The 19,068-nt window shown below is 72.1% G+C and carries 14 protein-coding genes; 11 read left to right on the top strand and 3 right to left on the bottom strand.

What is annotated here, in order from left to right; all coding sequences use genetic code 11:
• The first annotated feature begins 389 nt into the window (after nt 1-389).
• The 6 genes from GSY65_RS22825 to GSY65_RS22850 all read left to right on the top strand — a co-directional run bounded on the left by GSY65_RS22825 (nt 390) and on the right by GSY65_RS22850 (nt 8,173).
• Nucleotides 390-1,094, top strand: a complete 705-nt coding sequence (locus GSY65_RS22825) for a GTP cyclohydrolase II (RefSeq protein ID WP_236579984.1) — start codon at nt 390-392, stop codon at nt 1,092-1,094.
• A 197-nt stretch (nt 1,095-1,291) separates the two neighbouring features.
• Nucleotides 1,292-3,154: a WD40 repeat domain-containing protein gene (locus GSY65_RS22830; protein ID WP_236579985.1), complete on the top strand. Its 1,863-nt coding sequence runs from the start codon at nt 1,292-1,294 to the stop codon at nt 3,152-3,154.
• Nucleotides 3,151-4,179 (top strand): formylglycine-generating enzyme family protein, encoded by a 1,029-nt coding sequence (locus tag GSY65_RS22835; protein ID WP_159771826.1) that lies wholly within the window; start codon nt 3,151-3,153, stop codon nt 4,177-4,179. The genes GSY65_RS22830 and GSY65_RS22835 overlap by 4 nt, the downstream gene beginning before the upstream one ends.
• The gene (locus GSY65_RS34340; RefSeq protein ID WP_159771828.1) at nt 4,169-4,987 is read left to right on the top strand and encodes a flavin reductase family protein; all 819 of its coding nucleotides are present in this window, start codon (nt 4,169-4,171) and stop codon (nt 4,985-4,987) included. The genes GSY65_RS22835 and GSY65_RS34340 overlap by 11 nt, the downstream gene beginning before the upstream one ends.
• A 46-nt stretch (nt 4,988-5,033) precedes the next feature.
• Entirely contained in the window at nt 5,034-6,926 is a 1,893-nt protein-coding gene (locus GSY65_RS22845; protein WP_159771830.1) for an outer membrane protein assembly factor BamB family protein, read from the top strand.
• Entirely contained in the window at nt 6,923-8,173 is a 1,251-nt protein-coding gene (locus GSY65_RS22850) for an MFS transporter (protein WP_159771832.1), read from the top strand. Before GSY65_RS22845 ends, GSY65_RS22850 begins: the two co-directional genes overlap by 4 nt.
• A 268-nt stretch (nt 8,174-8,441) precedes the next feature.
• On the opposite strand, the gene GSY65_RS22855 is transcribed toward GSY65_RS22850, so the two are convergent.
• Nucleotides 8,442-8,771: a WhiB family transcriptional regulator gene (locus GSY65_RS22855; RefSeq protein WP_159771834.1), complete on the bottom strand. Its 330-nt coding sequence runs from the start codon at nt 8,769-8,771 to the stop codon at nt 8,442-8,444.
• A gap of 391 nt (nt 8,772-9,162) precedes the next feature.
• Here GSY65_RS22855 and GSY65_RS22860 point away from each other — a divergent pair, with 391 nt between their 5' ends.
• The 4 genes from GSY65_RS22860 to GSY65_RS22875 all read left to right on the top strand — a co-directional run bounded on the left by GSY65_RS22860 (nt 9,163) and on the right by GSY65_RS22875 (nt 13,605).
• Complete coding sequence (locus GSY65_RS22860; RefSeq protein WP_003948568.1) at nt 9,163-9,774, top strand: response regulator transcription factor; 612 nt, start codon at nt 9,163-9,165, stop codon at nt 9,772-9,774.
• A gap of 257 nt (nt 9,775-10,031) precedes the next feature.
• Nucleotides 10,032-10,607 (top strand): sigma-70 family RNA polymerase sigma factor, encoded by a 576-nt coding sequence (locus tag GSY65_RS22865; protein WP_005481141.1) that lies wholly within the window; start codon nt 10,032-10,034, stop codon nt 10,605-10,607.
• Nucleotides 10,608-10,856: 249 nt separating this feature from the next.
• Nucleotides 10,857-12,362 (top strand): IMP dehydrogenase, encoded by a 1,506-nt coding sequence (gene guaB / locus GSY65_RS22870; protein WP_159771836.1) that lies wholly within the window; start codon nt 10,857-10,859, stop codon nt 12,360-12,362.
• Nucleotides 12,363-12,480: 118 nt separating this feature from the next.
• Entirely contained in the window at nt 12,481-13,605 is a 1,125-nt protein-coding gene (locus GSY65_RS22875; RefSeq protein ID WP_159771839.1) for a GuaB3 family IMP dehydrogenase-related protein, read from the top strand.
• A gap of 558 nt (nt 13,606-14,163) precedes the next feature.
• On the opposite strand, the gene GSY65_RS22880 is transcribed toward GSY65_RS22875, so the two are convergent.
• Nucleotides 14,164-15,372, bottom strand: a complete 1,209-nt coding sequence (locus GSY65_RS22880) for a nucleotide sugar dehydrogenase (protein WP_159771842.1) — start codon at nt 15,370-15,372, stop codon at nt 14,164-14,166.
• Nucleotides 15,373-15,652: 280 nt separating this feature from the next.
• On the opposite strand from GSY65_RS22880, the gene GSY65_RS22885 reads away from it, so the two are divergent.
• Nucleotides 15,653-17,359 carry a glycerol-3-phosphate dehydrogenase/oxidase gene (locus GSY65_RS22885; protein WP_159771845.1) on the top strand — a complete coding sequence of 569 codons (1,707 nt, stop codon included), beginning with the start codon at nt 15,653-15,655 and terminating at the stop codon, nt 17,357-17,359.
• An 89-nt stretch (nt 17,360-17,448) separates the two neighbouring features.
• On the opposite strand, the gene GSY65_RS22890 is transcribed toward GSY65_RS22885, so the two are convergent.
• On the bottom strand, nt 17,449-18,702 hold the full coding sequence (locus tag GSY65_RS22890; RefSeq protein ID WP_159771848.1) for a serine hydrolase domain-containing protein: 1,254 nt from the start codon (nt 18,700-18,702) through the stop codon (nt 17,449-17,451).
• Between the last annotated feature and the right edge of the window lie 366 nt (nt 18,703-19,068).

Here is a 19,068-nt window from a genome sequence, read left to right on the forward strand (position 1 = left end):
GGGACATGGTTGCGGCGGTCGCCGCGACACCCGCACAGTCGGATCACTCGGTTCCACCGCTCCTGACGCCGCCGCCGACGCGGAGACACGGTCGGCACGGCGGCCGTGTCGACGCGGTCGAGCCTGATCTGAGCCGGACGACCGGACCCGAGCCGGACGACCGGACCCGAGCCGTCAGTCGCGCCGCTTCACGGGCACCCGCCGGCCGAGCGGGCCCGTCCCGAGGCCACCCCCACCCCCCCAGCCGTGCCGACGGCCGCAGCCTCCGGCACCGACGCACCAGCAAGGACATCCCCATGACGACACCACACGTCCACCGATCGCCGGCCGGTCCAGCAGCCGATCCCAGCCGGAGCGGCCCGGCGCGTCACGGACCGGGTGCCGCCACCGTGCGCGCCCGTGTCCCCCTGACGTCGCAGCGCGCCACCCAGCCCGGTGCCCGGGCGGCGGCGCGGTCCGCTCCCCGGGGCGGACGGCGGGCGGAGAGCCGTCACAGCGAACTGGTCAGCTTCCGGGGGCTGTCGGACGGACGTGAGCACATCGCGTACGTGGCGGGCCCGCTGCCGGAGGCGCCGCTGGTGCGCGTGCACAGCGAGTGCTTCACCGGCGACGTCCTCGGCTCGACACGCTGTGACTGCGGACCGCAACTGGACGAGGCGCTCCGGCGGATCAGCGGTGAGGGCGGCGTCCTGCTGTACCTGCGTCAGGAGGGACGCGGCATCGGGCTCTACAACAAGCTGGACGCCTACCTCCTCCAGGACCAGCACGTCGACACCTACCAGGCCAATCTCATGATCGGCCGTCAGGCGGACGAGCGGGACTACCGGGCCGCGGCACAGATGCTCGCCGCGCTCGACGTGCAGCGTGTCCGGCTGCTCACCAACAACCCCGCCAAGGTCCGCCGGCTCGTCGCCCACGGCGTCACGGTCGCCGAACGGGTGCCGACGCTGACCCACGTCACGAACGACAACGTCTCGTACCTGAAGGCCAAGCGGGACATCGGAGGGCACCGCTTCCGGTCCGCGCTCCTCGCCCCGGTGGACCCCGGGCCCCGCGGCCCGGCGGACACGGGGCCCAACAGCCCGGCCGAGTGACAGCCCGTCCCCGGTCGTACCACCGCACCGGTGGAAGGAGGTGATCCCTGTGTTCGTCAAGCCCGTTCGCCGCCATGTGCGCGCCGACATCTCGAACCCGCTGTAGGTACCCGACGCCGGAAGGGTCCGGGGCCACGCTCCGGGCCCTCCCGGCCCCCACCCCGCCCCCGACATCGGCGCGCGGCGCGGGAGACACCATGGAGAGGCGGAACAAGGACATGCGCAGCATCAACCTCCCCGTGCGCACGACCGGGCACGCGGCGCCCGTCACCCACGTGGCGTGGCACCGCACCAGGCCCTGGCTGGCGACGGCGTCGTACGACGGAACGGCCGCGGTCTGGGAGGTGACGGACGGAGCCCTTCGTCCGACCCGGCGGCTCAGGCACCGGCGGCTCGTCAACTGCACGGCCTGGAACCCGGTCCGGCACGATGTGCTGGCCACCGCGTCCGCTGACAAGACCGTCGCAGTCTGGGACCTCACGGACGACGGCGCTGCACCCTGGCGCGTGCTCGCCCGGCACACCGACGACGTCAACTCGGTGGCCTGGCTCCCGGACGGCGAGCGCCTGGTCTGTGTGTCGCAGGACGGCTCGGCCACGCTGTGGCACACCGGCGACGGAACGCTGCTGGGCACGCTCGTCTCGCACACGGCGCACTGCATGGCGGTGGACGTGAACTCCGACGGACTGGTGGCGACGGCCGGGGAGGACGGACTGGTCTGTGTGGTGGCACCGGACGCCACCGGGACGTCCGCGGGAGCCCGCAGACGGTACGCCACGTCGGTGGAGGGGTGCGCCTGGTCCCGCTCCGGAAGGCTGCTGGCGGTCGCCCGGGACGACGGTTTCGTGGACGTCCTCGACCAGGACCTCTCGGTCGTGCTGTCCGCGTGGGTCGGCCACGCCGCGACCCGCAGCGTGGCCTGGAGCAGCGACGACTCGATGCTGCTGGTGGGCGCCTACGACGGCCATGTGCACTTCCTGCGGGCGCTGGACGGCACCCGCGTCACCCGCTACGAGGACGCTCGCGCCTGGCCCCGCTCGGTGGCCGCGGGACCCTCCGCGGTCGCGGTCGGCTCGTTCGGCGGCTCACCCCTCCTCCTCGACGCCGCGCACGGCGGCAGGATCGGCGCTGCCCCGGCAGCCACCCACGGGGTCAACGCCATGACCGTCTTCGAGGACCGCCTCGCCCTCGGCTGCGACTCGGGACTGCTGCTCGAACTGGACCTCGCCTCGGCGACGAGCAGCGATCCGCGCGCCCGCGCCACGCGGATCGCCCAGGGCCCGGTGCTCTCCCTGGCGGCCCACGGCCGCGATTTGTACGCCGGCACCTACGCCGGCGACGTGATCGTGCGGCGGCCCGACCGGACCGGGGTGCTCGCCCTGGACGCGCCCGTGACCTCACTGACCGCCCACGGCGGCGGCGCGGTCGCGGGTACCTACGGTGGTGAACTCGTCTGCATCGACCGCTCCGCCACGGCCGTCGAGCGGCAGCCGCACGCCCACCGGGGATCGATCAAGGCGCTGGCCGCGTTGGACGCCACCGCGTTCGTCTCGGCCGCCACCGACCAGCGGCTGACGGCCGGCGTGGTCGGTCGGCGTGACGACCTGTGGCGGCACGGCAACCTGGTGAACGCCGTGGCGACCCTGGACGCGCAACTGGTCGCGACCGCCTCGCGTGACCACACGGTCCGGGTCGGACGCGTCGAACACCGCTCCGGGGCATGGCGGGTCGGGCGGGAGTGGACCCTCCTCGGCGCTGACGAGTCGGTCAAGGCCGTCGGACTGCTCGGGCACGCGGACGCGCCCACCGTACTGGCGGGCTCGTACGACTTCACGCTGCGCGCCTGGAGCCCGGGGCCGCACGGCAACAGCCTGACCGACGGCGAGATCCTCGCGGAGTTCGACCAGGCCGTCTCCTGCGTCTGCCGGATCGACCGCACCACCGCGGCCGTCGCCGGATGGGACGGTCGGCTGCTGCTGGTGCGGGCGGAGCACAACCGGAACCGGGTGATCGCACGACTGGACATCGAGTCCCTCGCGGACCTGGGGGCACCGGCATGAGCGCGGCGCACCAGGAGCACACGGACGGGCGACGCTCCCACTTCGCGCGGGAAGCACCGCTGAGCACGCTGTGCGCGGAACTGGCCGACACCTCCGCGCTGGGCGACGAGGTACGGGTGGACCGCCTGCTGCGCACCGTGGAGAACACGCGGGCCGCCCTGCCCGAACGCCTCGCGGCGGGCGCGCTGCTGGGGCTGGTGGGCGATCCCCGCACCCCTGCCGTCCCCGTCGTCCTGGCGGTGCCCGGAGCACGTACGGCGATCGGCCTGGACCCGAACGACGTGCCGACCGTGACACGGGCATGGGCCCATGTCGGGGTGCGGGACGACTGGATCCGCAAGGAGACGCCGGAACACCCGGTGGTGCTGCGGGACTTCGCGCTGGGCGCCTATCCCGTGACGAACCACCAGTACCTCGCCTTCCTGAGGGAGACGGGGTATCCGCACCGGCCCGGTACCTGGCAGCTGGGGGCGTACCCGTGGCAGTCGGCCAACCATCCCGTGTGCGGGCTGACCCCGCAGGACGTGGACGCGTACCTGGCCTGGCTGCGGCAGGCGTCCGGGGGACGCCCCTTCCGCCTGCCGACCGAAGCCGAGTGGGAGCACGCCGCCAAGGGTTTCGAGGGACGGGAGTTCCCGTGGGGCGACACCTTCCGCGCCGACGCGGCCAACACCCGCGAGTCCGGTGTCCACACCACCACACCGGTCGGCATCTACCCCCAGGGCCGGGCCCCCTTCGGTCACTGGGACATGGGCGGCAACGTCGAGGAGTTCACGGCCGACCGCTACGCCCCCTACCCCGGGGCCGAGCCCGTCACCGACGACCTGAGCAGGACCCTGGGCTCCTATCGGGTGACCCGCGGCGGCAGCTTCACCCGCCACGGTGACCTCGCCCGCACCCGGCGACGCCACGGCGCGTATCCGGGGCCCCTGTACCCCATCGGGTTCCGTGTCGCCTGTGACGAGGTGACCGACGCGACCTCTGCGGCCGGCCACGAGCGGAAGGCGGCGGACGATGGGCGCTGACCTGCCCGCCGACCTGTGGAAGAGGCTCACCGGCACCGTCGGCCTGGTCGTCGCCCGCCGCGACGCGGAACTGGTCAACGTCATGGCGGCGGAATGGGCGTACTTCGTCAACAGGACACCGCTGTACGCGGCGGTCGCCCTCGGCCCCCAGGCGGTGACCCGTGACCTGATCGCACAGGCGGGCGGCTACTCGCTGACCCTGTGCGCCCAGGACCAGGCGGAACTGGCCGACTTCGTGGGCAGCTTCTCCCTGGCGGACGTCGACAAGACCACCAGCGAGCTCCTCGACCTCGGCGCTCCGGCGGTGACGGACACCCCCTGGGTGCGCGGCGGGGTGGTGGCCCTGGAGTGCGAGCTGAGGCACGTTCTCGCGCTGCCGGTGCACCGGCTGTTCGTCGCCGAGGTGGTCGCGGCCCATCTGCCCACCACGCCCGCGCGGCCTCTGGTGAAGCACGGCCCCATGCACGGCCTCGGCCCGGCCCTGCGGGCCGGCCGGGTCGTCGTGGGGGTCCGCCGGGACCCGGCTGGCGTCCTGACCGTCGCCGCCACCGGGCCGCCCGGCACCGGCGGCCCGTGGCACGTCACGCTGCTGCCCGACACGGCCGGCGAGATCCCGCTGGGGTCCCACCCCTCCACCGCGTACGGCGACCTCCAGGTCCGCATCCACCTGCCCCCTTCCGTGTCGCTCGACGACGCCCGGGTGCGGGTCGAACGGGACGGTGCCCACCCGGGATTCGCCCGCCTCGCTCCGCACCGCGGACCGCGAACGCCCGCGCCCGCACCCGCCCAGGGACAGCGCGAGCCGTGACTGCTCCCCACCGGCCGAAGCCGGTGGTCACAGCACTAGGAGACCGATGGAACTGACCGACCGCATCACCCGAATCCTGCCCGTCGACGGCGTCGGCCTCCTTGCCGCCGACGTGGCCGGCCGGATCCACCTGCTCGACGACCGCCTCCGGCTGCTGCGCTCCGCACCGGTACCGGCCACCGCCGTCCCGCCCTGCGGCCGGCCCGTGTACACGGTCGCCGTCGCCGGCCCCTGGGTGGTCACCAAGGACAAGTACGGCACGATCACCAAGTGGTCGCTGGACACGCTCGACCCGGTCGACGTCCTCGACGCGAAGGCGACCGCCGACCACGACCACCTTGTCGAGGACGAGGAACCCTCACCGGAGATCAGTCGGGGCATCGCCGTGTGGAAAGGCCGCGTCTACGTCAACAACGGCTTCCGGCAGCTGGCCGTGATCGACCTCGGCTCCTTCGCCGTGGAACGGATCGTGCCCTCCTTCACGGGGGATGTGGCCCTGGAGTCCGTGTGCACCGACCGGCCCGGGATCCACGCGGTCGGCGACCGTGCCGGGCGCGTCCACCTCGGCTCACTGGAGGACCTGACCTTCCCCACGGTCGTCCGGGTCGACCACGGCAACATCCACCGGCTCGTCCATGACCGGCTGCACGACCTGTTCTGGGCCACCCAGGACATCGGCACCGGCGACGACCGCTACGTCCGGCACGGCCTGGTCGTCCTGACACCGGACGGGCAGGTCGTGCACCAGCTGCCCTTCGCCCGCAACGACGTGGAGGCCCTGGCCTTCTCCCGCGACCACACCCGCGCCTACGTCGGCGGGTTCGACGGCGTGATCCACGTACTGGACAACACCCGCCCCGAGCCACGCATCACCCGCACCCTCGACGGCTTCAGCCATCAGGTGTCCGACTGCGCCGTCACCGAGGACGACGCCCTCGTCGTCCTCACCCAGGACGGACACCTGGTCCGCACCGACCCGGCCCGCGCCACGGTGACCGCCCGGGCCCCCTTCCGCCCCCAGTGCGTATGGGACCTCCAGGCCGACCCGGCCGACCCGCGGACCCTGTACGCCGCCACGGACGACGGCGTCGCCGTGGTGCGAGCCGGCGGTACGGCGGCGGCGCCCCTGCTCTCCGTGACCGCGCACCACGTCACCGGGCTGGGCTTTACCCGCCGGATCCAGCCGGTGCCGGACGGCTGGATCGGCGTCACCTGGGACGGCAAGGTGGTCCGGGCCGGCCGCGACGGCGGTCTCCTGTGGACCAGCGCCATGCCGGCCCTCTCCCACACGGTCGCCGTCTCCCCGGACGGGCGGCGCGCCCTGGTGGCCACCAACGCCGGCGCCGTCGAACTGGACACGGCCACCGGCCGCACCGTCGGCCTCCTCGACGTCGACGGCCTGCCTGTGTGGGCCACCACCTACCTGCCCACCGGCGAGCGTGTCGTCGGCACCCGCACCGGAGAGCTCCGCGCCTTCGGCGCGCACGACACGACGGTCACGTGGCGTCTGCGCCTGCGCCTGGGCGAGTACGTCAAACGCCTCTGGTCGGACGCCCACCACCTCTACGTGACCGGCTCCGACGGGCTGAAGCAGATCCCGCACCACGGCGCCAGAATCGAACGCCGGTACGTCGAACTCCTCGACAACACCGTGGAGAACGGGGCGGTGCACGCAGGCACGGTCTGCGCGGTCTCCTACGGCTGCCAGATCGCCGCCTACGACCGGCACACGGGCGAACTGACCGGCCTGGTGGAGGATCTTCCCGGTGAACCCAAGGGGGTTGCGGTCATCCGCGTCGACGACGAGACGTTCCTGGTCGTGGGGGGACGCGGCGGTTACCTGGATCTGTACCGCCTCCGTGCCCGCTCCCCGAAGGGCGCCCTCGCCCGCGTGCGGCGCACCTTCCTCCCGCGCGGTGCCACCCGGGACACCCGATGAGCGCCGCCCCGTCCGGGGACCGGGCGGGCCGGCCGGCGGCCGGAGAGGTCACGGAGCCCTCGGTCTGGGCGGACCGCCGCTTCGTGGCCTTCGCCGCGGGCAACACCGTCAACAACCTGGGGGAGGGCGCCTACACGGTGGTCCTTCCCCTGGTGGTCTACGACCGCACCCACAGCCTCGCGCTGATGTCCCTGCTCATCGCGTTCTCCCCGGCCACCTGGTTGCTGGCGCCGTGGCGCGGCGCCCTCGCCGACCGGATCGGCCCCGGACGCCTGGTCATGCCCGGTCTCACCGCGCAACTGGCCGCGGCGCTCGCGCTCATCGCTGTCCTGCTCCTCGCCCCCACGCCCCTGTGGGCGCTGTTCTGCCTGGCGGCTGTCGGTCAACTGGCGGGCGGTTTCTACCAGACCGGCTGGATGACCGGCCTGACCACCATGTTCCCGCGCAGTCCGGCCCGTGCGCGGGGCGCCCTGGGCGGACTCTTCCTCGCCACCCAGGCGGGCGGGGCGCTCGTCGTGGCCGCTGCCGTGCCCTGGGTGGGCGCCGTCGGACTGCTCTGGTTCAACGCGGCGACCATGCTGGCCCCCATGGCGGTGTGGTGGTGCGGGATCCGCCCGGCCCCCCTCACGGAGCCGGCGCCCCGCAAGGAACCCGTCGGGGACAAGGGCTGGGGCCTGGCCGAGGGCTGGCGCGTCCTGCGGGCCGCCCCGGCGGTCCTCGACCTGACCCTGATCCGGATGCCGCTGCTGTTCTCCACCGCCCTGGGGTCCCTGGCTGCCTTCCTTCTCCAGGACCACTGGCGGCTCGCGCCCCAGGACGTCGCCACCCTGATGACCGTGGCCCGAGCCGGCGCTGTCGTGGGCTCACTCGCCGTGTCCCAGCGACGGGTGCTGCGGCTCCGTGTGATGACCGCGGTGAGCGTGACGGGCGTCGTGGCGAGCGTCCTCGCCATGAGCGTGCCGGTACTGCCGGTGTTCGTGACGGCATGGGCCGGGTTCACTCTCGCCTCCACCGTCCTGGGCCTGGTGGCCCAGATGACCGCCTACGCCTGTCTGCCGGCCCGGGCGCTGGGGCGCGTCAACGGCATGGTCGCCGCACTGACCAGCGCGTCGGTGCTGGCCGGCCAACTGTGCGTTCCGCTGCTGGTGGCCCTGATCGGCCCCTTCCCGGCGATCCTCCTCCTGGGCCTCGCCGGGCTGCTGTCCGTCGCTCGTCTGCGGCGGCTCACGTTCCACCACGCCTGGTGAGGGCCGCGCTCTCCACGGGCGCCGGGCCGTGCCCCGGCCGGGCTCCGCCCCCCTGCTGAACGGGACGATCGTGCGAGTGCGAGTGCGAGTGCATGTGTACGTGAGTGCATGTGTATGCGGTGCCCACGCGGCGTGGCCGGTGGCATGGTCCCCCCGCCCCTCCCCGGAGCCGGGTGCCCCCTTCGAGCGACCACCCGGGTCGTGGAGCGGCCGTACGCGCTGTCGTCTCGCGGCGTCCGCGCGGTGCGGCGCCTGGCGAAACGTTCCTTCAGTTGTTCGAACCGCTGTCGCCGGTGGACGCGGACGCCGACACCAGGCGGTGCCGGGCGCGCCCCATGAGCTCCTCGCGCTCGTCCTCGGTCAGCCCGCCCCACACGCCGTACGGCTCACGGACCGCGAGGGCGTGGGCCGCGCACTGGGCGCGTACCGGGCAGCGCATGCAGACCTCCTTGGCCGAGTTCTCACGAGCGCTCCGCGCCGCACCGCGCTCTCCCTCGGGATGGAAGAACAGCGAGCTGTCCACTCCACGGCAGGCTGCGAGGAGCTGCCAGTCCCACAGATCAGCGTTCGGTCCGGGAAGGCGGGAGAAATCTGCCATTACGTGTCCCCTTGATGCCGTTCTGAAAGGAGATGGTGTCCATGACCGTACATGGACTATCTAAGGAGATGAAAATATGACTCATTGCGAATCTAGCTCTAGACACCAGCAAAGAGAAACAAAAACGGCCGAACGGGGCATAGGTTGTGATGAAACATTGAGGGTCTGTTGCGCATGTCTGCACCGTGTCCGTGCCCTCACGTAGAGTGCCGAAGGCGGCCAGCCATCCCGTAACTCTTTCGAGTGACCGTCGTTGAGAGGTCGGAGGCGGTTGAAGGATTAAGCGCTCGGGCAGGCGTTCGTGTCCGCTCGTGAGTGTCGACCGCACAGGTGACGATTTCGTACCAGCCTGGAGGCTCAAGGTGACGCGCATCAGCTGCGGAGGACGGCCATGACATCCGTTCTCGTCTGCGACGACTCCCCGCTTGCCCGAGAGGCGCTGCGCCGTGCGGTGGCGACCGTGCCCGGCGTCGAGCGCGTGACCACGGCGGCCAACGGCGAGGAAGTCCTCCGCCGCTGGGGGGCCGACCGCTCGGACCTGATTCTGATGGACGTACGCATGCCCGGTCTGGGCGGCGTCGAGACGGTGCGGCGGCTGCTGTCCGCCGACCCCGGTGCGCGCATCATCATGCTCACCGTCGCCGAGGACCTGGACGGTGTGGCGCTCGCCGTCGCCGCCGGCGCCCGGGGTTATCTGCACAAGGACGCCTCCCGCGCGGAGCTGCGCGCCACCGTGACACAGGCGCTCGCCGACCCGACGTGGCGGCTCGCCCCGCGTCGGCTGCGGTCCGCCGAGATGGGTGCCGCTCCGACGCTCACCGCGCGCGAGATCCAGGTGCTGGAGGGCATGAGCCACGGCCGTTCCAACGCGGAGATCGGACGCGAGCTGTTCCTCTCCGAGGACACCGTGAAGACCCACGCGCGGCGGCTGTTCAAGAAGCTCGGCGCCTCGGACCGTGCGCACGCCGTCGCACTCGGCTTCCGCTGGGGTCTGGTCCGCTGAGTTGAGCCGTGACGGGGGTAGGAGGATCCCCGCTCACCACCAGGTGGGCGGGGGTGGCCGAGCGGTCCACCGGATGCCCGCTGCTCGTTTCGCCGCGGATGCCGCATCCTTGAGGTGTGGAGTTCCTCGGGGAGCAGTCGAACGAGCGGGAGGGGAGGGCGCAGGAGATGACTTCCGGCGCGCCTGCTCATAACGCTTCGGTGCACAACCATGGACGTGGCGCCACGGACCGGACGGCCGCAAGGCACCATGGACCGATGCGCGACGACGAGACGACGGTGATCGGTGCGCTCGTGCATCGCGCCGTCGACGGGGACGAGCAGGCGACCCATGATCTGCTCGCCCATGTCCACCCTCTGGCCCTGCGCTACTGCCGCACCCGTCTGTCCCGGCTGCCCGGTGACGCGCGGCACTTCGTGGAGGACCTCGCGCAGGAGGTCTGCGTCGCCGTCCTCCTGGCGCTTCCGCGCTACAAGGACACCGGACGACCGTTCGAAGCCTTTGTCTTCGCCATCGCCGGCCACAAGGTCGCCGACCTCCAGCGCGCCGCGATGCGCCACCCCGGCTCGACGGCCGTCCCCTCGGACGAGATGCCCGAGCGCCCCGACGACTCCCTCGGCCCGGAGGAACGCGCCCTGCTCAGCAGCGACGCCGAGTGGGCCAAGAAACTCCTCGCCAACCTGCCCGAGAACCAGCGGGAGCTGCTGCTGCTGAGGATCGCCGTGGGACTCACGGCCGAGGAGACGGGACAGATGCTCGGCATGTCGCCCGGCGCGGTCCGCGTGGCGCAGCACCGGGCGCTGAGCAGGCTCAGGGCCCTGGCCGAACAGTAGGGACCACGCCGGTCGGGCACGAGGACCGGCGTCCGGGGCCGGCTCGCGAGGCACTCCGCTCGTACCGCACTCCGCTGTCACGGCACTCTGCTGGTCAGGCACTCCGTATGAACAGGCGGGGTGCCTTTTCCGTATGGAGTCCGTACGAACATACGAAGCCCGAGAAGACTTCGTACCGTGGAATGTGTGCTCCGCGCTTCCCGTTAGCATGGACATCCGCACCGATCAAGGCCATTTGGGGAAGGTGTCATGACTGCCAACGTCGACGGAGTGCCCGAGAAATTCGCGACGCTCGGGCTGACCTACGACGACGTGCTGCTGCTGCCGGGCCCGTCGGACATGGCTCCCGACGAGATCGACACCGCCTCGTACGTCTCCAAGAACGTGCGGGTGAACATCCCGCTGCTGTCGGCCGCGATGGACAAGGTCACCGAGTCCCGCATGGCCATCGCCATGGCCCGCCAGGGCGGCGTGGGTGTCCTGCACCGCAACCTGTCCATCGAGGACCAGGCCAACCAGGTCGACCTGGTGAAGCGCTCCGAGTCCGGCATGGTCGCCGACCCGATCACCGTGCACCCGGACGCCACGCTCGCCGAGGCCGACGCGCTGTGCGCCAAGTTCCGCATCAGCGGCGTCCCGGTGACCGACGGCAACAAGAAGCTGCTGGGCATCGTCACCAACCGCGACATGGCCTTCGAGACCGACCGCACGCGCCAGGTCCGCGAGGTCATGACGCCGATGCCGCTGGTCACCGGCAAGGTCGGTATCTCCGGCGTCGAGGCCATGGAGCTGCTGCGCAAGCACAAGATCGAGAAGCTGCCGCTGGTCGACGACTCCGGCATCCTCAAGGGCCTCATCACGGTCAAGGACTTCGTCAAGGCCGAGAAGTACCCGAACGCCGCCAAGGACGGCGAGGGCCGCCTCCTCGTCGGTGCCGCCGTCGGTGTCGCCGGTGACGCCTTCGAGCGCGCCCAGGCCCTCATCGAGGCGGGCGTCGACTTCATCGTCGTCGACACCGCGCACGGCCACTCCCGCCTGGTCGGCGACATGGTCGCCAAGATCAAGTCGAACTCGGCCGGCGTCGACGTCATCGGCGGCAACATCGCCACCAGGGACGGCGCCCAGGCCCTCATCGACTCCGGCGTGGACGGCATCAAGGTCGGCGTCGGCCCCGGCTCCATCTGCACGACCCGTGTCGTCGCCGGCATCGGCGTCCCGCAGGTCACCGCGATCTACGAGGCGTCCCTCGCCGCCAAGGAGGCCGGCATCCCGGTCATCGGCGACGGCGGCCTGCAGTACTCCGGCGACATCGCCAAGGCCCTGGTCGCGGGTGCCGACACGGTGATGCTCGGCTCGCTCCTCGCGGGCTGCGAGGAGTCCCCGGGCGAGCTGATGTTCATCAACGGCAAGCAGTTCAAGTCGTACCGCGGCATGGGCTCCCTCGGCGCCATGCAGTCCCGCGGCGACCGCAAGTCGTTCTCCAAGGACCGCTACTTCCAGGAGGGCGTCGCCTCCGACGAGCAGCTCGTCCCCGAGGGCATCGAGGGCCAGGTTCCCTACCGCGGCCCGCTCTCCTCGGTCGTCCACCAGCTGGTCGGCGGCCTGCGCCAGTCGATGTTCTACGTCGGCGGCCGGACGGTCCCGGAGCTCCAGGCGGGCGGACGCTTCGTGCGGATCACCTCCGCCGGTCTGAAGGAGAGCCACCCGCACGACATCCAGATGACCGTCGAGGCACCCAACTACAGCCGCAAGTAGACAGCCCCGGGCGGGCGACGGACCTGGTGAGGGCGGTCCCGGTGCATCCGGGGCCGCCTTCGTCGTGCCCGTCGGCGATACTGGAAGACGCTGAACGCTTCAGGGAAAGGCCACACACGTGACTGAGATCGAGATCGGGCGCGGCAAGCGCGGCCGCCGGGCGTACGCCTTCGACGACATCGCCGTCGTCCCCAGCCGTCGTACGCGCGACCCGAAGGAGGTCTCGATCGCCTGGCAGATCGACGCCTACCGCTTCGAGCTGCCCTTCCTGGCCGCCCCCATGGACTCGGTCGTCTCCCCGGCCACCGCGATCCGCATCGGCGAGATGGGCGGCCTCGGCGTACTGAACCTCGAAGGTCTGTGGACGCGGTACGAGGACCCGCAGCCGCTGCTGGACGAGATCACCGGCCTGCCCGACGAGGCCGCGACGCGCCGCCTCCAGGAGATCTACGCGGCTCCCATCAAGGAGGAGCTGATCGGGCAGCGCCTCAAGGAGGTGCGCGACTCCGGAGTGGTCACCGCGGCGGCGCTCTCCCCGCAGCGCACGGCCCAGTTCTCCAAGGCCGTCGTGGACGCGGGCGTCGACATCTTCGTCATCCGCGGTACGACCGTGTCGGCGGAACACGTCTCCGGCTCGCACGAGCCGCTGAACCTGAAGCAGTTCATCTACGAGCTGGACGTCCCGGTGATCGTCGGCGGCTGCGCCACGTACACGGCGGCCCTGCACCTGATGCGGACCGGCGCGGCAGGCGTCCTCGTCGGCTTCGGCGGCGGCGCCGCCCACACCACGCGGAACGTGCTGGGCATCCAGGTCCCGATGGCGACGGCGGTGGCCGACGTGGCCGCGGCCCGCCGGGACTACATGGACGAGTCCGGCGGCCGGTACGTACACGTCATCGCCGACGGCGGTGTCGGCTGGTCCGGCGACCTCCCCAAGGCGATCGCCTGCGGCGCCGACGCGGTGATGATGGGCTCCCCGCTGGCCCGCGCCACGGACGCGCCCGGCAAGGGGCACCACTGGGGCATGGAGGCGGTGAACGAGGAGCTGCCGCGCGGCAAGAAGGTCGACCTCGGCACCGTCGGCACGATCGAGGAGGTCCTGACCGGCCCCTCGCACACGCCCGACGGCTCGATGAACCTCTTCGGCGCGCTGCGCAGGGCCATGGCCACCACCGGGTACAGCGAGCTGAAGGAGTTCCAGCGCGTCGAGGTCACGATCGCGGACTCGCAGCACAAGCGGTGAACTGACACCGCGCTCGACCTGAGCGGAGAGAGGGGCCCGGTCACCCACGGGGGCGACCGGGCCCCTCTTCGTGTGCCCAAAGGGGCTGGTGGGGGCGTGAGTTGCGGGCGGGGGCGCACGGTTGCGTTCGGGGCGAATGTGGGCCGAACGGGCGAAGTGGGTCGATAGCGTTCGTGATCGGCGCCCCAGTTCTTCTGGGGCCCCCTTCCAAGGACATGGTCCGGACCCCGCCCTCGGGGCCCGGCCCGATTCCGACGAACCGTCCACCGGGCTACTGGGCGGTGTCGTGGAAGGGGGCGCCCGTGGGACGTCACCGCAAGCCCACCCGCTGGGACCGACTCCGTCTTCGGATGGTGCAGTGCCGGAGGAGGTGGATCTTGCGGCTATTCGGATGGTGAGCGGCCGCCCCCAAAAGGACTAGGGGCGGACACTCCGTGAACCATCCAGGAGCCTGCCGCAGTAGCCGCTGCGGTGGGCTCCACCTGGGTCCGTACGGTACCCGCGTGGGGACCCGGCTGCCACTGGCCCCGGAGCGTCGGGCGGAGGCGTGCGCCCCGTTCACAACCTGTGCGCTGCCCCGGTGGGTGTGGCTCCGCGGGTGTCCAGCAGGAGCTGGGCCTTCACCGACAGGCCCTGGAGGTCGTAGGTGCGGTGGTGCTGGAGGAGGATCGTCAGGTCGGCGTCGGCGGTGGCCTCGTAGAGGCAGTCGGCGCGGGGGACCGGGCGGTCGAGGACGCTCCACGTGGGGACGTGCGGGTCGTGGTAGCTGACGTGCGCGCCGAGCTGGACGAGCCGGCGGGCGATCTCCTCCGCGGGGGTGCCCTGCAGGTCCGGGACGTCGGGCTTGTACGTGACGCCGAGGAGGAGGACACGGGCGCCGCGGGCCGACTTGCCGTGCTCGTTGAGGAGGGTGGCGGCGCGCTGGACGACGTACTGCGGCATGCGGTGGTTGACCCGCTGGGCCAGCTCGACCATGCGCAGGGAGTGCGGGGTCCGGCCCGACAGGTCCTGCGCGAGGGCGTGGCCGCCCACGCCGGGGCCCGGGCGGAACGCCTGGAAGCCGAAGGGTTTGGTCTCGGCGCAGCGGATGACGTCCCACAGGTCGACGCCCAGGTCGTGGCAGAGGACGGCCATCTCGTTGACGAGGGCGATGTTCACGTGCCGGTAGTTGGTCTCCAGCAGCTGCACGGTCTCGGCCTCGCGCGGTCCCCGCGCGCGTACCACCTTGTCGGTGAGCCGGCCGTAGAAGGCGGCTGCCGACTCGGTGCAGGCGGGGGTGACGCCGCCGATCACCTTGGGGATGTTCGCGGGGCCGAAGTCGCGGTTGCCCGGGTCGACGCGGGCGGGCGAGTAGGCGAGGTGGAAGTCGCGGCCCGCGCGCAGGCCCGAGCCCTCTTCGAGGAGCGGGCGCAGGAACTGCTCGGTCGTGCCCGGGTGGACCGGTGACTCCAGGATGACCGTGGTGTGCGGGCGCAGCCGGGCGGCCAGGACCCGGGCGGCCTCCTCCACCTGGGTGAGGTCCGGCGCTCCGTCGGCGCCCATGGGCACGGGGACGCAGATGACCGCCGTCCGGACCCGGCCGAGTTCCGCGGGGCTGGTGCCGGGCTTGAAGCCGCGGGCGAGCATGCGGCGCAGTTCCGCGGGGGTGAGGGAGCCGCGTTCGGGGCCGGTGCGGTAACCGAGCGTGGGGATGCCGGCGGCGACGGCGGCCTGTGCCAGCGGCAGGCCGAGCTGGCCGAGTCCGATGACGGCGAGATCTGCGGGCATGGCGTGAGCCGTCCTTCCCAGTAACCGAAGCGGGACAGACGCGCAAGCCCTGTGGACTGGATGAGCGAGCGCAATGTCAGACTAGGAGTAAATATGACCGATATGCTGGATTGGGTGGGGTATGTCGCCGCACGTTCCGGAGGGTTGTCCACAGGCTGGGGGCGGGTGGTGGCCGATGTCGGGCAACACGGTCAGAATTCTGGGCAGGGGGATGTGAGCAGGGTCTTGCCTGACGGGCGTCGACAGGTGGGACCGGCGCGACAAACAGCGGGAGGCAGCGGTGAGGACAGCGGCACTGGGACCGGCACAGCGCGCCGAGTCACTGGCGGGTATGGCCGAGCGTGAGCTGGACGTGCTGGTCGTGGGTGGTGGCGTGGTCGGTGCGGGCACGGCCCTGGACGCCGTGACACGCGGCCTGTCCACGGGCCTCGTCGAGGCACGTGACTGGGCGTCGGGCACGTCGAGCAGGTCGAGCAAGCTCATCCACGGCGGCCTGCGCTATCTGGAGATGCTCGACTTCGCCCTCGTCCGGGAGGCACTGAAGGAGCGCGGGCTCCTTCTGGAGCGCCTCGCACCCCATCTGGTGAAGCCCGTACCGTTCCTCTACCCCTTGCAGCACAAGGGCTGGGAGCGGTTCTACGCGGGATCCGGCGTCGCCCTGTACGACGGGATGTCGATGGCCCGCAGCCACGGCCGGGGCCTGCCCCTGCACCGCCATCTGAGCCGCCGCCGGGCCCTGCGCGTCGCGCCCTGCCTCAAGAAGGACGCGCTGGTCGGAGCCCTCCAGTACTACGACGCCCAGATGGACGACGCCCGCTACGTGGCCACCCTGGTGCGCACGGCCGCCTCCTACGGCGCGAAGACCGCCAACCGCGCGCGCGTGACGGGGTTCCTGCGCGAGGGCGAGCGGGTCGTCGGCGCCCGGGTGCGGGACGTCGAAGGGGGCGGGGAGTACGAGATCCGCGCCCGGCAGGTCGTGAACGCCACCGGGGTGTGGACCGACGACACCCAGGCCATGGTCGGGGAACGCGGCCAGTTCCACGTGCGGGCGTCCAAGGGCATCCATCTGGTCGTACCCAAGGACCGGATCCACTCCACGACCGGGCTGATCCTGCGGACCGAGAAGTCCGTCCTGTTCGTCATCCCCTGGGGCCGGCACTGGATCGTGGGCACCACCGACACCGACTGGGACCTGGACAAGGCCCACCCGGCGGCGTCCAGCGCGGACATCGACTACCTGCTGGAGCAGGTGAACTCCGTCCTCGCGGTGCCGCTCACCCGCGACGACGTGCAGGGTGTGTACGCCGGGCTCCGGCCGCTGCTCGCCGGTGAGTCGGAAGCCACCAGCAAGCTCTCGCGCGAACACACCGTCGCCCACCCCGTGCCGGGGCTGGTGGTCGTGGCCGGCGGCAAGTACACGACGTACCGGGTCATGGCGAAGGACGCGGTGGACGCCGCCGTGCACGGACTCGACCAGCGGGTCGCCGACTGCGTCACCGAGGACGTGCCGCTGCTGGGCGCCGAGGGGTACCGGGCCCTGTGGAACGCGCGGGCGCGGATCGCGGCCGGCACGGGACTCCATGTGGTGCGCGTGGAGCACCTGTTGAACCGCTACGGGTCCGCGACCGAGGAGGTCCTCGACCTCATCGCCGAGGACCCCGCGCTGGCCGAGCCGCTCCAGGCCGCCGACGACTACCTGCGGGCCGAGGTCGTCTACGCCGCCTCCCACGAGGGCGCGCGCCACCTCGACGACGTGCTCACCCGGCGCACCCGGATCTCCATCGAGACCTTCGACCGGGGCACGCGCAGCGCGCGCGAGGCGGCGGAGCTGATGGCGCCGGTGCTCGGCTGGGACAAGGACCAGATCGAGCGGGAGGTCCAGCACTACGAGAAGAGGGTGGAGGCCGAGCGGGAGTCGCAGCGCCAGCCGGACGACCTGACGGCCGACGCGGCACGACTGGGCGCGCCGGACATCGTGCCGCTGTAGGAGAAGGTGCCCGCGTAGGAGGTGCCCCCGCAGGCACCTGTGCTCCACGGCCCGTGCCTCCGGAGCCGGTCCCTCTGGAGCACGTCCTGCTACAGGATGCCGCTTCGCAGCGCGCGCGGGCAGAACTCCGCGGTGAGCAGGGCCGGTTCCAGGCCGGGGTCGGCGGGCGCGTCCGTGTTCACGCGGTAGGTGAGGACGTGACGGCCGTCGGCGGTGGCCGCGGTGCGCACATAACTGCCGGTGATCCGGCCGTTGTGTCCCCACACCGTCGTGCCGCACGACAGCCTCACGGGGTAGAGGCCCATGCCGTACGCGCCGTGCGCGGCCCGGGTGTCGAGCATCTCGCGGAGCTGACGGGGAGGCAGGAGGTCGCCGCCGAGCAGCGCCCCGTAGAAGCGGTTCACGTCGGGCAGCGTGGTGACGAGTTCGCCCGCCGCCCCGGCCGTGCGCGGGTCGAGGTCGGTGACGTCGGAGCCGTCGGCGGAGTAGGCGCGGCCGTGCGGGTCCGGCAGCGAGGAGCGGGCCCCCGGGAAGGACGTTCCCGTCAGACGGAGGGGCGCGATGATGCGGTGCTCCGCCTCGGCGGCGTAGGAGGTGCCGGTGACCTGTTCGACGACCAGGCCCAGCAGCACGTAGTTGGTGTTCGAGTAGAAGAAACGGCCGGGGACGGCCTGGGGGAGGGAGAGCGCGAGGCGTACGGCCTGACGCGGGGTCACGGGGGTGGTTCCCCCGGTGGCCGCCGTGAAGTCGGCGAGGCCGCTGGTGTGGGTGAGCAGCGCGCGCAGTGTGATGCGGCGGCCGTCGTCGTCCCGGCCCCCGCTCTCGCCGCGGACCAGGCCCGGCAGGTGGTCCTCCACCGAGTCCGACAGCGACAGCCGGTGCTCGGCTGCCAGTTGGAGCACGACGGTGGCGATGAACGTCTTGGTGATGCTGCCGGCCCGGAAGTGGTCGGCGCGGCGGAGCGGCTCGGGCTGTCGCGCGGGTGGGCCTTCTCGGCCGACTTCGGCCGTGTCCCCGCGGGGTTCCTCGGAGCCGCCGCTGCCGACGCCCCGGCCGTCGTTCCCGTCGTTCCCGTCGCCGCTCGTGGTCGTGGTCGCGGTCGCGCTCGTGGTCGCGCTCGTGGCCACAGGCCAGCGGCCCTCCGCCTCGGCGTGGGCGTAGCGGGTGCCGGACGGGCCGTCGGCGAGGAGTGCGGCGGCGGGGGCGTGGCCCCGGGCGACCAGGAGGGGCAGGACGGTGTCCGGGCTCGTCGCGACCTGCGCCCGGGAGGCCGTCGGGGCCACCGCCAGCAGGAACAGGGCCACGGGAACGGCCAGGTGCGCCATGGGCTTCCTGGGGGTCATGGGCGTCCTGGTCGATGGCATCGGTTCTTCCTGTCGCGGCACATCATGCGGGACGTCCCCGGGCGGCGCCGGGGCGGGCCCCGGGGCCGGGGCGGTCCGACGTGCTGTGCCTTGGCTGGCCGGTTTTCGTCGTCCCCGTCCGGTCGCCCCGAACCGCCTTGCGAGGGCGTGCCCGGGAACCGTGTCCGACGCCTCGGAAGCGCGTCCTCGCACGCCGGACGGGGTGCGGGAACCGGGCCGACGGCCCGACTATGCCCGACCCGGCTGTGCGGCGTGCGGGGACGGAGTGAGGGTCTGGGGAGATGCGGTGGCTGATTGAGGGGCACCCTGGGCGTGGGGCGCTTGGCGGGTGGGTGACAATGGAGG

It is taken from the genome of Streptomyces sp. HM190, assembly GCF_009857135.1.
Taxonomy (GTDB): domain Bacteria; phylum Actinomycetota; class Actinomycetes; order Streptomycetales; family Streptomycetaceae; genus Streptomyces; species Streptomyces heilongjiangensis.

Coding starts and splice junctions, on each gene's coding strand:
- GSY65_RS22830 (WP_236579985.1), top strand. CDS start 1,292: ATGGAGAGGCGGAACAAGGACATGCGCAGCATCAACCTCCCCGTGCGC.
- GSY65_RS22835 (WP_159771826.1), top strand. CDS start 3,151: ATGAGCGCGGCGCACCAGGAGCACACGGACGGGCGACGCTCCCACTTC.
- GSY65_RS34340 (WP_159771828.1), top strand. CDS start 4,169: ATGGGCGCTGACCTGCCCGCCGACCTGTGGAAGAGGCTCACCGGCACC.
- GSY65_RS22845 (WP_159771830.1), top strand. CDS start 5,034: ATGGAACTGACCGACCGCATCACCCGAATCCTGCCCGTCGACGGCGTC.
- GSY65_RS22850 (WP_159771832.1), top strand. CDS start 6,923: ATGAGCGCCGCCCCGTCCGGGGACCGGGCGGGCCGGCCGGCGGCCGGA.
- GSY65_RS22855 (WP_159771834.1), bottom strand. CDS start 8,771: ATGGCAGATTTCTCCCGCCTTCCCGGACCGAACGCTGATCTGTGGGAC.
- GSY65_RS22860 (WP_003948568.1), top strand. CDS start 9,163: ATGACATCCGTTCTCGTCTGCGACGACTCCCCGCTTGCCCGAGAGGCG.
- GSY65_RS22865 (WP_005481141.1), top strand. CDS start 10,032: ATGCGCGACGACGAGACGACGGTGATCGGTGCGCTCGTGCATCGCGCC.
- guaB (WP_159771836.1), top strand. CDS start 10,857: ATGACTGCCAACGTCGACGGAGTGCCCGAGAAATTCGCGACGCTCGGG.
- GSY65_RS22880 (WP_159771842.1), bottom strand. CDS start 15,372: ATGCCCGCAGATCTCGCCGTCATCGGACTCGGCCAGCTCGGCCTGCCG.
- GSY65_RS22890 (WP_159771848.1), bottom strand. CDS start 18,702: ATGACCCCCAGGAAGCCCATGGCGCACCTGGCCGTTCCCGTGGCCCTG.